The 14,389-nt window shown below is 38.1% G+C and carries 7 protein-coding genes; 3 read left to right on the top strand and 4 right to left on the bottom strand.

What is annotated here, in order from left to right; genetic code table 11:
- Nucleotides 1-47 precede the first annotated feature (47 nt).
- Nucleotides 48-3,296 (top strand): methyl-accepting chemotaxis protein, encoded by a 3,249-nt coding sequence (locus QL989_RS14200; protein ID WP_290170869.1) that lies wholly within the window; start codon nt 48-50, stop codon nt 3,294-3,296.
- A 112-nt stretch (nt 3,297-3,408) separates the two neighbouring features.
- Here the strand turns inward: QL989_RS14200 and kynU are convergent, their stop codons facing one another.
- The 3 genes from kynU to QL989_RS14185 form a co-directional block, all read right to left on the bottom strand.
- A complete protein-coding gene (kynU, locus tag QL989_RS14195; protein WP_290170868.1) occupies nt 3,409-4,644 on the bottom strand; it encodes a kynureninase in 1,236 nt (411 codons plus the stop codon).
- 2 nt (nt 4,645-4,646) lie between these two features.
- Nucleotides 4,647-5,477 carry an alpha/beta hydrolase gene (locus QL989_RS14190; protein WP_290170867.1) on the bottom strand — a complete coding sequence of 277 codons (831 nt, stop codon included), beginning with the start codon at nt 5,475-5,477 and terminating at the stop codon, nt 4,647-4,649.
- 124 nt (nt 5,478-5,601) lie between these two features.
- On the bottom strand, nt 5,602-6,903 hold the full coding sequence (locus tag QL989_RS14185) for an amidohydrolase family protein (RefSeq protein WP_290170866.1): 1,302 nt from the start codon (nt 6,901-6,903) through the stop codon (nt 5,602-5,604).
- A gap of 219 nt (nt 6,904-7,122) precedes the next feature.
- Here QL989_RS14185 and QL989_RS14180 point away from each other — a divergent pair, with 219 nt between their 5' ends.
- Both QL989_RS14180 and QL989_RS14175 read left to right on the top strand, forming a co-directional pair.
- A complete protein-coding gene (locus QL989_RS14180) occupies nt 7,123-8,817 on the top strand; it encodes a sensor domain-containing diguanylate cyclase (protein ID WP_290170865.1) in 1,695 nt (564 codons plus the stop codon).
- Nucleotides 8,818-8,965: 148 nt separating this feature from the next.
- Entirely contained in the window at nt 8,966-11,146 is a 2,181-nt protein-coding gene (locus tag QL989_RS14175; RefSeq protein WP_290170864.1) for an ATP-binding protein, read from the top strand.
- A gap of 92 nt (nt 11,147-11,238) precedes the next feature.
- Here the strand turns inward: QL989_RS14175 and QL989_RS14170 are convergent, their stop codons facing one another.
- Nucleotides 11,239-14,373: an efflux RND transporter permease subunit gene (locus QL989_RS14170; protein ID WP_290170862.1), complete on the bottom strand. Its 3,135-nt coding sequence runs from the start codon at nt 14,371-14,373 to the stop codon at nt 11,239-11,241.
- Nucleotides 14,374-14,389: the final 16 nt, after the last annotated feature.

Genomic DNA, 14,389 nt, shown 5'->3' with positions numbered 1-14,389 from the left:
GTGTTCTATGCTCATTTGAGGTAAATCCTTATTACAGGGACATAGTAATGAACACGATTAATCAATTTATTAACTCATTAAATTTAACAAAAAAACTTATCTCCGCCTTTTTAGTTGTTTCCCTAGTACCAATAACAATAATTATTGTTGTTGCAATTAATACAGCCTCAAACTCGATGACAGAACAGGTTTATTCACGATTAGACGCTGTGAGTGAAGTAAAACAAAGCGCTGTTAAACGCTATTTTATCAATATTGAAAAAAAGCTTAATGTGCTACAAGCAAATCCAGAAATGGCCAATATGGCGACAAAGTTTATAGAAGGATTTAATGATATTTCCCCTTCAAACTCATCAGAGTCTTTAAATCGCTTTTATAAAGAGTCTTTTACTCCAAAATTTAAACAGCTAAACCCGACAGATACAGTTTCATCATCCCCGTTAGAGCAAATGAATCCAAAAAGTATTGAGCTGCAGTCTCGTTATTTGGCTAATAACCCAAATCCAATTGGTGAAAAACAAAAACTAACTGCAACCGAGCAATCAGACTCTTACGAGCAAGCGCACCGCCAATATCACCCTTATTTACGAGATATGACCAATATAAATGAGTTCTACGATATTTTCATTATCGACCCAACAAATGGCAATATTGTTTACTCCGTTTATAAAGAAGTCGACTTTGCCACATCGCTACAAACAGGGCCCTATGCTAAAAGTAATTTAGCGAGTTTATTTCAACAATTAAAAGATAGCAGCAACCCACAAACAATTGCATTTGCAGATTATAAACAGTACTCCCCTTCATATAATGCCCCTGCGAGCTTTATAGGTAAGCCTATTGTTGTTGATGGTAAAACGATTGCTATTTTAGCCGCCCAATTATCGATTGAAGATATCAATTCAATCATGAAAGAGCGTGACGGATTGGGTGAAAGCGGAGAAACCTACCTTGTTGGTCCTGAAGGGTTAATGCGCTCTGACTCTTATATTGATCCGATAAATCACTCTGTAGAAAGCTCATTTAGAAATCCAAATAAAGGCACAGTGAATACCTTATCTGTAATCAAAGCATTAAAAAATGAGAAAGGGCAGCATGTGATAAGTGATTATAACAATGAGATGGTGCTGTCTGCATTTGCACCAGTAAATGTATTTAATATTCGCTGGGCCCTCATAGCAGAAATGGACGAACAAGAAGCTTTTGAGTCGATAACCACACTTTCTCAACAACTCATTATTATACTTTTAATCACTATTTTCATTGTTACTATTGCCGCATATTGGTTTGCGAGAACATTAACAAAACCAATACATGCCCTGGCTGATACGATGAAAAAAGTTGAACAACAAGGTGACTTTTCATTACGAGCAACTGTCTATTCAAGCGATGAGATAGGCGTAAGTACTCAAGCATTTAACACTCTTCTTGATGCTCTGCAGTTATCTATTAGTGAAACAAATCGTGTTATGAATCATATGGCTGCGGGTAAATTTGATCAACGTATTGAAGCACCATGTCGAGGAGAGTTAGATACGTTAAAACAAGCAACCAACGATTGTGCGAGTTCACTAAACGGTGCAATAAACGAGTTAAATAACATTGCGATTGCTATGGCTGATGGTCAATTTGATATTCAAATTAATGCCTCAATGTCAGGCGAGTTAGGCACCTTAAAAAGTAATATTAACCAATCGCTTTCCTCAATAAATAACACAATGAATAGTATCGTAGATATTATGGCTAACGTAGAGCAAGGTAACTTTAAAGAGCAAATTACTTACCCTGCTAAAGGAAAGCTTGCCCAGCTAAAAGACAGCGTGAATAACTCAGTAAATAGCTTAAGCATTGCCATAGATGGTATTAGTGACGTTATGAGTGCATTACGACAAGGCCAGTTTTCAGCGCAATTAGACGCCCCATTAGCTGGACAACTTAATACCTTAAAACAAGATATTAATTCCAGCATGGCTAATTTAAATAATGTAATGAATGAAATAGGTGAAGTCATGACCTTTGTTAGTAAGGGTGACTTTAAAAAAATGATAAAAGGTGAAGCCAGCGGTCAATTGGAGCAGTTGAAAAGTAATATTAATACATCAATCACGGCTATTGATAATGCTTTAACTGAAATTTCATCAGTCATGCTAGCAATTAGTCAGGGGCGTTTTGATCATACTATTTCATCAACCATGACTGGCCAACTAAACAGTTTAAAAATAGATATAAACCAATCAGTTACTAATCTAGAACACGTCATAAATGATCTCAATCAAGTAATGGCTGCAATGGCAAACGGCGATTTTTCTCATCAATTAAAACAGCCACTACAGGGCCAATTAGAAGATTTAAAAAATAATGTAAATGAGTCTACCTCATTAGTTTCATTGGCTATAAATGAAGTCAGTAGCGTTTTATCAAACTTAGCTAAAGGTGACCTTACCAAAAATATAGAGGGACAATATCAAGGCGTATTCGATACCCTTAAAAGCGACACCAACGCGACTATCGAGAAATTAACCAATGTCATTCAAGAGATTCAAGTATCGGCTAGTCAGGTTATGCAAAATGCAGGTGAAATAGCTTCAAGTAATACTGAAATAAGTAAGCGCACAGAGGAGCAAGCTGCTAATCTTGAAGAGGCAAGCTCAAGTACTGAGCAAATGCTAGATGAGTTAACTAAAGTATCTGAACAATCAAAAAGTGCAGTGGCATTGGCAAACAATGCAGAGCAAATTGCTGAAGAAGGAAATCGCTTATCAATACAAACCGTTAGCGCGATTGATGAAGTGAATGAAGCCAGTAAAGACATTAACGAAATACTTACGGTTATTGACAATCTCGCTTTTCAAACTAACTTGCTATCACTTAATGCCGCCGTGGAAGCTGCTAGAGCTGGCGATCATGGAAGAGGCTTTGCCGTAGTCGCTAATGAAGTAGGTGATTTAGCTGGGCGCAGTGCTAAATCGGCAAAGCAAATAAAAAGTATTATTGTAAATAGTAATCAAAAAATAGCGCTTGGGACTGAGTTAGCAGACACCTCAGGGAAAAAATTAAAACACATAATGCAAGCTGTTAGCGATGTTAATAAAAATATAATACATATAGCGCATTCAACCTCCGCACAAGAGCAAGCGATTAAAGAGGTTAACCTTGTTGTACAACGTTTAACCGGTCTAACCCAGGCAAACTCGGCTATTACAGAAGAAACAATGGCGGCAGCACGTCAAATGGCAGAACAAGCTACCGAGATGAGAGTGCAACTCAATTACTTTAATCTGAAAAAAGAGCAATAATAACCCGTCGCATTACACGTTATTTTGCTCACACGGTGCCTTTATTTTAACTTTAGTAATTCGATGAGCCATTATTATTAAAAACTTCAAATAATAAGGGCCCATCATAAAGTTACGTCACTTTACCCGCTAAATTAAATCGAGGTTCGGTATATAGCTGGGTTTTAACCACCTCAGCCAAAATCGTGACCGCATTCCATATATCTTCAAATGAGGTGTAAAGAGGTGTAAAACCAAAGCGTAATATATTGGGCGCACGAAAATCTGCAATCACCCCTTTTTCAATTAACGCTTGGCATATAGCAAATGCGTCGGTATGTGAAAACGCTAATTGGCTGCCTCTTTGGCTCGAATTCTCAGTAGAACATAAATGCAAATCACGTAAGCATGAATGTGTTTGTAGCAATTTAATAAATACGTCGGCAAGTGCAATCGACTTTTCTCTTATTTTTGAAATATCTACATCTTGCCATACATCAAGCGCAGCATCTAAAGCACTCATAGCAATCACACTGGGTGTGCCACATAAATACTGATTTATATTGTTAGCACGTTGATATTTTGCATCAAAAGCAAATGGTTTGGCATGACCCATCCAGCCTGATAAGGGTTGTTTTACAGCAGCTTGGTGGCGTTTTGCTACATATAAAAACGCAGGCGAACCAGGGCCGCCATTTAAGTATTTATAGCCACAACCAACAGCAAAATCAGCATTACAGTCATCAAGTTCAACCGGTATAGCACCTGCACTATGGGCTAAATCCCATATCACCAAAATGCCTTTTTCATGAGCTAGCTGGGTGATTTTGTGCATATCCAACAATTTACCGGTCCTAAAGTTCACTTGTGTTAACAGTAATACTGCCACTGAATCATTTAGGCTTTGTTCAATATTTTGCTCTGAGACGAGTTTTAGCTGACATAAATCGGGGCCTAATAATTCACTTAACCCTTGTACCATGTATAAGTCAGTAGGAAAGTTATCCTCGGTAGATAACACCACGTTACGCTCAGAGTTTAACGATAGCGCACTACTTAATAGTTTAAATAAATTAACCGAAATAGAATCACAACAAATAACTTGGCCTTTGTCGGCACCAATAATAGGCGCTATTTTCTCCCCTACCTGAGTAGGTAAATCAATCCATTGGTGATCATTCCAACTTCTAATTAGGTGACTACCCCATTGCTGGCTTACCACCTCTGCTACGCGCGACTTTACTGCTTTAGGCAAAGCACCTAATGAATTACCATCGAGATAAATAGTGTCTGCGGGTAAATCAAATTCGTCACGCTTGTGAGCCAGCGTATCCGCTTTATCAAGCGCTATAATCTCATTAAAATTCATTGTTACATCTCATTCAAATTTTGTATTAGTGTATTAAATGCAGCTGATCCCGGATGGATCCAATCAAAATGCCCCACGCCATCTAGCATAACCACAGGTCGTTTAAGCTGTTCTAAATTAAAAGCAGGCACGATGGCATCTTGGTCACCTTGTAAAATAATGCTTTGCGGATGAAGCGATTGCTCACTCGGGTTAGCTTGCGTGTATGCCTTAGGTTTATCGGTTGGCATACCTTGCATAAAATCTTGAGTCACTTTTTGACAACTATTATCACCACGCGCATACGCTTTTATATCAGTAATAGGGGCCAAGCCAATAACCCCTTTAAGCTGGCTTATTTCACCACCAGCAAGCAATGCTAAATGCCCACCTGCCGAATGCCCTACCGCAACTGATCCCGCTAATTTAAACTCGCCATTATTGTAAGTACTTGCCGCTAAAATACCGGTTTTAACATCATTAAACGTTGCAGGCCAGCCACCACCGCTTGCACCGCTTCTTCTATACTCTAAAGACCATACATTAAAGCCAGCTTGTGCAAGCCCCGTACTTAACGCATACGTGTGTTTAATATCGTACTCACTCAGCCAACAACCACCATGGAGTAAAATAACTAATGGCGTTTGCACCAGTGTTTGTTTTGCGCGCCAAAGTAATGCGTACTGTGACTCATCACTGCCGTAGGCTACTTTTTCATCAGCTGGGTTATACCCAAGCGAAGCCACACTTGCGTATGCAACATTATTATCTACATCAGGAAATTTAACTTGCTGCGCGGTGGCGTTGACCAAAAAAGGCCATACAGAAAAAAATAAAACTACTAAGTTTTTCAAAATAAAGTACTTCCTTTTATAACCTTAAAAGCGATATAACTGAAAACGCTGGCAGTCGTTTATAAATGTTCTGTACGACTTACCAGCGCTATTACGTCATTATTAATAAAATAAATCGAATGATTTATTGTTGTTTAAAAACCGTGCCTTCTTTCATAACAAAATCAACATCCAATAAAGCACTTATATCACTTAATGGGCTGGTGTCTAAGGCAATAATATCAGCAAACTTACCAGCTTCTATAGTGCCTAAGCTATGATTCATATCAATTAAATCAGCCGCGTTAACCGTTGCCGACTTTAAGATATCAGCAGGAGTCATACCCGCTTGGTACATTAATACCGCTTCTTGTGCGTTAATGCCGTGCTTAGATACGCCACTGTCGGTACCAAATGCAATGTTAACCCCCGCCTTATAAGCCTTAGTAAAATTATTTAGCATATCGCCCCCCACCCTAATTGCTTTGCTTTTAATTGGCGCAGACATAAAGTCACTGTTTTTTGCTAACCTAACTACGGTGTGCCCAGCAAGCAAAGTAGGGACTAAATAAGCCCCTGTTTCTTTAAATAATTTAATGCCTTCATCATCGGTGTAACTACCGTGCTCAATGCTATCAACGCCCGCACGTAATGCTGCATTAATACCTTGAGCGGCATGCGCATGACTAGCTACTTTTCGCCCTAAACCATGCGCTGTATCAACTACAGCTTTGAGCTCATCGTCTTGCATTTGCTGACCTGTACCGGTAGTAGTATCCGAAAGCACCCCACCAGTAGATGCGACTTTAATTAAATCAGCCCCATACTTGATTGCGTAGCGAGTTTTTTTGCGGCACTCTATTGCACCATCACACACTGTGGGCGGTGTTTTTATGGTGAGTAAGTCTGGGCTCATACCATCAACATCTAAGTGCCCGCCGGTAATAGTAACGCCAGCTCCAGCAATAATTCGAGGGCCACTTATCCATCCTTTGGCCACCCCATTTCTTAATGCATACATTTGCTCACTTTGACTGCCTACATCACGCACTGTAGTAAAACCCGCCATAAGGGTTTTGTTAGCAAAATGCACACTGCGCATTGCTACATCTGCATCAGACATTTCCACCAGCTCTTTTTTGTTATCTGGCCCAAGCTCACCTTGTAAATGCACATGCATATCCATGAGTCCTGGCATAACAAAGCTGGTCGATAAATCGATTAGCTGAGCATTTTCACCAAAACGGTTGATAGGTAAAAAACCCGCTGATACCGAAACTATTTTGCCATTCTCTATTACTACGGTTTGTTTTTGTTGTGGTTTTTCTCCGGGAATAGCTAGCAACTCTCCAGCATGAATCACTTTAGTATCCGCATGTGCATTAGTAGCAACGATGTTGACTGCGAAAAAAAACGAGGTAACCACACTCAATCGAAATATGCTCATTAAACTCTCCAATGAATCGTCATTCGTTAATAACAACGAAACAACGTTAAAATATTGTTATATCACTAATACCTTATCAGGAAAGTTATAAAAACAAACCTGAAATACATTTTTAGTAAGAATTCTGCCAACTATTAACACTGTCTTAGACTGAAAAAATAAAAGAAGGTGTCTATACTCAACCTTATTGTTGTAATACTTTTCATATGTAGGGAGCTTATGGATATTAAAGACATAAATATTGCGCTGCTAGAAAAGTGTAATTTTCTTTTAATGGTATTTGATAATAATAATCAGCTTAGTTATCTTTCTCAAAGGTGGTCAGAGCTTAATGTTGCAGCTAAAAAAGTACCCACCATTGAAAGCCTTTATGGCTGTTGTACTACTGAAAGCAAAGATCTATTACAACAACAAATTCTCGCACTAAAATCGCAACATAATGAGTTAGACCAATTTGATATTGAACTAACATTAGCAACCGATTACTCCATTAAACTAAATTGTTGCTTACACAGTGTGCAACAAAACCAACACCAATATATAGTTTTAGTTTTTAACCAGTATTTTGCCCAAGTGTCGTCTGTTATTAGCAATAACGAATTACAAACCATCATAGAAAATGCCGGCGAAGTATTAAAGGTAGGCTATTGGCAGTTCGACTGTATAACTAACCAATTATTTTGGACCGATGAAATTTACACCATTCATGGTGTTTCACCGAGTAACTATTCCCCTCAACTAGATACTGCAATAAATTTTTATCATGAAGATGACAAATCCAAAATAACAGATGCGATCGAGCAAGCTCTTGCATGCGGACAAGAATGGAGCTGTATAAAGCTTCGTGTTGTAGATGACGATCTACAAGAGCGCACTGTTATATCAAGCGGCAATGTATCGAGAGATTTAAACGGTGAAATCACTAAGTTATATGGCATTTTTCAAGACATATCAGGGAATGAAAAAATAGCTCTGGAGCGGGATTTTTTAGTTACTGCACTCAAAGAAACCACTGTAGGAATGGTGATTGCCGATAAAGACAAGCGTGTTATTTGGGTAAATGGCTCATTTGAAAGAATTACGGGCTACCCACTGAATCAAGTAGAAGGTAAAAAGCTTGGCTCCATTTTACAAGGTGAAAAAACTGACGCCAACACAATAGAGCAACTTAAAATTCATCTTAAAAAAGGCATCCCTATAACCACCCGAATTTTAAACTATACGCAAAATGGTGACCCTTATTGGAATGAACTGGCCATATCACCCATTTTTAGAGACGGCAAAGTGGCTTATTACTTTGCTGTACAAAACGACGTAACCAAAGAAATAAACATAGAGCATAAACTGATAGCCCTCAATACCAGTTTAGAGCAACGTATTCAGGCGCGTACTCAAGAACTCTCTTCACTTAATAAAGAGCTAGAAAAGCAAGCCAATATAGACCCACTTACAGGCTGTTTAAATAGACGAACTTTATACAGAACACTCAGCGATGAACTATTAAAAACGCAAAATAAAAACACCTATATTTCATTATTAATGCTCGACATAGACCATTTTAAAGCAATAAATGATAATTATGGCCACGAAGCTGGCGATTTAAGCTTAAAAGAGCTTACCAATACATTACGCGCTTTAACCAGAAAGCACGATTTTGTATTTCGCCTGGGCGGTGAAGAGTTTTTAATTATTATGCCCAACACAAACAAAGCAGAAGCTAAGCAAGCCGCTGAGCGAATAAAACACGCAGTAAATGAACATAAAGTTTACTATCGCAATTTTAATATTAGCTTTACGGTAAGTATTGGGCTACTTACTCATGATGGCTCTATCAGCTTACAAAACAGCTTAAAATATGTTGATGACTATTTATACGAGGCAAAAACGAAAGGCCGTAATAGAATTGTTGATTGAGCAGTTTTAAATCAATTAGCAAAAACTGTTAAGGTCATATAAGCTAACTACTTGAGCATAATAATTTAATTGCATTTTACGCTCGCGCATCCATTATTATTTTTATTCAATTACTCATTGTTAGGCATATCAAAAACAAGGTTACATAATGATAAAAGCGTCAACACCTGAAGATGAACTATCACGGCTAAAAGACCTATATGAGTATGACGTTTTAGACACTGAAGCTGAGAAATCCTTTGACGACTTAACCCAGCTTGCATCTGATATTTGTGAAACGCCAATCTCACTAATAAGTCTTGTTGATCCCGACAGGCAATGGTTTAAATCAAAGCAAGGTATTGATGTAGACGAAACCGCACGGGATATCTCGTTTTGTTCTCACGCAATTTTAGAAAACCAAGTGTTCGAAGTTCAAAATGCACTTACTGATACCCGCTTTCACGATAATCCCTTGGTTACAAACGACCCAAATATTCGCTTTTATGCAGGTGCACCTCTTATAACTCCTAGAGGTAATGCTATAGGTACGTTATGTGTTATTAGTGATAAACCAAAAAAGCTTTCGAGCAAACAAATAAATGCGCTCACGGTTTTGGGCAAAGAGGTTATTGCGCAACTAGAGCTTAGGCTTAATAATAAAAAGCTGTCTATGGCATTAGAAAAACAAAAAGCACACAATAAAGAACTAGAAAAGTTAAAAGAAGAAGCCGATACGGCCAATAACACTAAGAGTAAATTTTTAGCAAATATGACTCATGAGTTGAGAACCCCATTGCATGGGATTTTAAATTTAGCTGAATTTGGTATGACCGAAACCACAACAGAGGAAAAAGACAGCACTTTAAAAAGTATATTAAAGTCAGCTCATTACTTATCAAATATTGTAAATGACATTTTAGACTTTTCTAAAATTGAGGCTGGTAAATTAGAAATTGAACATATCGACTTCGATCTTAATGACGTTATTAGCGATGTGATAAAGCCCCAGTTACAGCAAGCGTCTACTAAAGGTATAAAGCTTATTACATCGGTAGACTCTAAAATAGCAGATAATTTTAAAGGGGATCCTCTTCGGGTTTCGCAAATTTTAAATAACTTGTGCTCAAATGCGATTAAATTCACCAAAACTGGTCAAGTCGAACTGAAAGTAAGTATTAAAAGCAGTACATTGCAAACACAAGTACTCAAGTTTGAAGTTATTGATACAGGCCTTGGCATTAATGAGACTGTTCAAGAACATTTATTTAAAGAATTTCATCAGGCAGACTCATCGACCTCAAGAGAATATGGGGGTACAGGTTTAGGCTTATCAATTTGTGCTCGTTTAAGTGAGCTAATGCAGGGGCACCTTAGCTTCACCAGCCAAATAGGTAAAGGCTCTACGTTCACCTATGAGCAACGCTTTGAGATTGTTTTGTCACCAATAATAGCAAAGCAAAGCGTTGAGCTAACAAACTTACAAGGTTGTACTGTCTTAATTGCCGAAGATAATAAAATAAATCAGCTCATTATTGTTAAAATGCTCAAGGTACATAATGCTGATTTAATAATCGCAGAGAACGGTAAAGAATGCGTTAAGTACTTCAAAGAACACCCTGTAGACTTAATTTTCATGGATATACAAATGCCTGAAATAGATGGAATAAAAGCCACACAGGCTATTAGATCGCTTCCTACAGGTAAAATCGTTCCAATTATCGCTATGACAGCAAATACCCTAAAACAAGACATTGAGCATTATTTAGATATTGGCATGGATGGCTACTTAACAAAACCGTTCGATAAAGCTAAGCTCAACAGCTTACTCAATGTTTATAATCCTAAAAACCTCAACCTCAAAAACTTAGCAGTAAAAATTAGCGATCCTAATGTTTCTAGTAACAGGAAGCTAAACCAAATATGCAAAGAGTTAAAAGCGCTTATTCCTAATGCCAATCGAGTCAGTCTGTGGTTATTTAATAAAGAATACAGCGCATTAAGTTGCTTAATTTGTCTTGATGAAAATGATGACGTGTCAAGTGGTGCTGTTTTAAATACAGAAAACTCCCCTGCTTATTTCAACTATATTTTAACCAACCAAGTACTCGACGCCTCAGACGCCAGAAATAACGAAGTAACCGAGTCGTTTACTCACTCTTACTTTGAGCCACTCAATATTTATTCTTTACTTGATTACACTTATAAACTTGATAACAAGCCGTTAGGTGTCATTTGTTGTGAAAGTGTAGACTCAAAGGTAACTTGGAGTCATGCTGATAAAGAGTCATTAGTAAAAGTTGCTGATGTCACGAACTTGTTTTTATCTAAACAAATAAAGCATGAGTAAAACAGGCCTACTTAGTGGCTAAAATTGCCACCTAATAGGCTTAAAATTATTATAAAATCTCAATCTTGGGTCTGCTCTAACTCACGCTGAGTTTATTTTTTATCTGCTTTAACCGGCTTTATTTTAAAGAAAAAAGTATACACAACCGGAACAAACCCTAATGTTAAAATTGTTCCCATAGCAAGACCAAACGCAATCGTGCTTGCTTGACCATAAAACAAAACATCTTTAGATAAAATAAGTGGCTTTAAGCCTATTATCGTTGTGCAAGTAGACATCAAAATAGGTCGTAAACGCCTTAAAGAGGCATTGATTACCGCCTCAAAGTTTTGTTGATTAGACTGCTCTGTGGTTTGTTGCTCTAAGCACTCTATCTGTTTACGTTCAATATTTATTCGATCTATCAGAATCACCGCATTATTAATGATAATACCGGCAAGCGCATATAAACCTAAAATAACCATAAACCCAAAGTTTGCTTGCATAACCAACAAACCAAAAGCAGCACCAATGATAATTAGGGGTACGGTTAAAAATACAATACTAGTGGCACGATAAGAGCGAAATTGCGCAATGATAATAAACACCATAATGGCAATACACAGCGGTAAATTAGCTAAAATTGCAGCTTGCGATTCCGCGGAGTCTCCAACTACACCGTCATATTCTATTTCATAACCAGGTGGTAATTTCTCTCGTATTTTATCAAGCTTCTCTTCAAGTAAGGGCACCATACTTTGCGCCGACATAATTTGATTTTTAGCTTGTACTGTTACAGTACGAAATAAATTTTCACGCGCAATTCGGGCAAATTGCGTTTCATAGCGAATCTCGGCTACTTGCATTAAAGGAACACTGACGCCTCTGGCAGAAGAATAAATACTAACACTGTTGATTCGATCTAAATCGTATCGCTCACTGTCTTGTGCCCTTAATACAATAGGGAATATATCATCACCTTCACGAAACTCGGATATTATGCGTCCAGAAAAATAGGTTTCTAACGCTTGGGCAACATCATTTGAGCTAATTCCGGCACGACGAGCATTTTGCTGATTAACCTCAAGTTTAAGTGTCGTAATGCGGTTTTCCCAATCGCTTTTAATATCAAACGTGCCATCTACATTTCGCAACAAAGTTTTAATTTCATCGCTAACAGAATAAATATAATCACTATCAGGACCTTTAACTTGAATCTCTATTAGTGAAGAATCAGATGGCCCTAAGAACATTTTCGTAACACGCCCCATCACACCAGGAAAATCTTGAGCAAACATCTCACGCACTCTCTTTAATGTAGGATCGGCGAACTTTCGTTCACCTACATCAATCATAAAAAATGCTTTTGAAGGTTCGGGGTCGATAGGTGTAAGTGATAAAACAAACCGAGGACCACCAAATCCAGCATAGGCCGCATATTTTTCAATATGTGGAAAGTGTTCTTTATCATCCAAGTTTTTTGAAATAGCCTGCACCGTTGCGTCAGTTTTACGCATTGAAGTACCCGCTGGCATATCAAGGTACACTAAAATTTGTGCTCGATCAGAATCTGGAAAAAACTTTGCAGGCACTAGACTCATAGCCCAGCCACCGACCAAAAATAGCCCTAAAATAACAACAACAAACGCAATACGTGCACGCATAATTTGTCGTAACGCTTTTTCGTAAAGCGGGGTGAGGCTATCGAAAAAGCGATTAATTTTACGTCGAACAATATTTTGCTTTTGCCTCGTTTCTTTTTTAACAAAGCGATGACATAAATAAGTAGTAAATGTCAGGCTTAGCGCCCAAGAAGTAAGTAATGCAATTAGCACCACCAAGGAGATCGAGCGCGTATATTCACCGGCACTACTTTGTGCCAACATAAGGGGTAAAAACACAAGAATAGTTGTTAATGATGAAGTTAAAGACGGTATCGCAAGAGTGCCTGAAGTGTTACGAATAGCATCATCACGCGTTTCGCCATCTTCGATACGCTTTTTAAAATCTTCAGCCATTATTATGCCATCATCAACCAAAAGACCAAGCGCAATAATTAAAGTAGCTAGCGACATACGCTCTAATGGAATACCCATAAAGTTCATAACTGAAAGCGTGATTAAAATCGCTGCTGGCACAATCGAGCCCACAATCAGACCAGTGCGTAAGCCTAAAAACATCACTACCACAACTGATACTATAACGATGGTTTGCAAAACACTAAAAGTCACACCAAATACTGCATCTTCAACCACATCGGCTTGGCGCGTAATATTTTTTAATTGATAGCCTGCAGGAATAGTTTGATTAATTTGCGCTATCATCGCTTCTATTTTAGGAGTGAACTTAAGCACATCCGCTTGTTCATCCTTAGATATGGCAAAAATAATGGCTTGGCGATTATTGTAATAACTTGTTCTTGATGGGGGATCGACCACTTTACGGCTTATTTTAGCAATATCGCGCAGCAATATTGTTTCAGGCTGGTTAGGCACACTGATAAGTGTATTTCTAATATCGGCAAGGTTTTGGTAATTTCCTGAAGGTTGAATAATAAAGTTTTTGCCATTGGCGTCAATAACCCCACTAGGGCGTATAATATTTTGGTTTTTTAAAGCACCAATTAATTGGTCAGGTGCAATACCCAGTTGAGCGAGCTTAGCATTTTCAATTTCAATAAAAATACGCTCTTGTTGAATGCCCAAAATATCAATTTTTTTAGTGCCCTCAACTTGATGCAGCATATCAGCAATGTGTTGCGCCACATCTTGGCGATCGCCCATACTGTAGGCAGGATCAGCAATAAGTGCCACTGTTAATACGGCAACATCACCAAAATCATCGTTTACTACATAAGGCAATGTCCCATTGGGTAAGTCATCACGCACTGCGTTTATTTGATCGCGCAGTTTATCCCATTGTTGATCAAACTCACTTTGCTCAACACTTTGCTTAAGCTCAGCGTGAATAATAGAACGACCAGGGATAGATACTGAGCGAATTTCGGCAATACTGGGCATTTCACGAATAGCTTCTTCGAGTGTTTTAGTGATCAACAACTCTATTTTTTTTGCGCTCATCCCCGGATAAGCGGTTGTGACAACAGCTTCACGAATTTTTATTTTAGGATCTTCTTGCTTTGGTAGTTGATAATAACTAAAGGCGCCAAATAACATAAGGCCAAAAACAATAGCTAACATAAGTCGATTATGATCAAGAGCAAGCTCTGAAATAGTAGGGATCTTCATCGTTTAAATCTCCGTA

The organism is Pseudoalteromonas sp. APC 3224, from assembly GCF_030407535.1.
Taxonomy (GTDB): domain Bacteria; phylum Pseudomonadota; class Gammaproteobacteria; order Enterobacterales; family Alteromonadaceae; genus Pseudoalteromonas.
This window is presented reverse-complemented; position numbering and strand designations above follow the sequence as displayed.

What these genes read in the sequence shown, in the direction of transcription:
- QL989_RS14180 (WP_290170865.1), top strand. Translation starts at nt 7,123, where the DNA reads ATGGATATTAAAGACATAAATATTGCGCTGCTAGAAAAGTGTAATTTT.
- QL989_RS14200 (WP_290170869.1), top strand. Translation starts at nt 48, where the DNA reads ATGAACACGATTAATCAATTTATTAACTCATTAAATTTAACAAAAAAA.
- kynU (WP_290170868.1), bottom strand. Translation starts at nt 4,644, where the DNA reads ATGAATTTTAATGAGATTATAGCGCTTGATAAAGCGGATACGCTGGCT.
- QL989_RS14170 (WP_290170862.1), bottom strand. Translation starts at nt 14,373, where the DNA reads ATGAAGATCCCTACTATTTCAGAGCTTGCTCTTGATCATAATCGACTT.
- QL989_RS14175 (WP_290170864.1), top strand. Translation starts at nt 8,966, where the DNA reads ATGATAAAAGCGTCAACACCTGAAGATGAACTATCACGGCTAAAAGAC.
- QL989_RS14185 (WP_290170866.1), bottom strand. Translation starts at nt 6,903, where the DNA reads ATGAGCATATTTCGATTGAGTGTGGTTACCTCGTTTTTTTTCGCAGTC.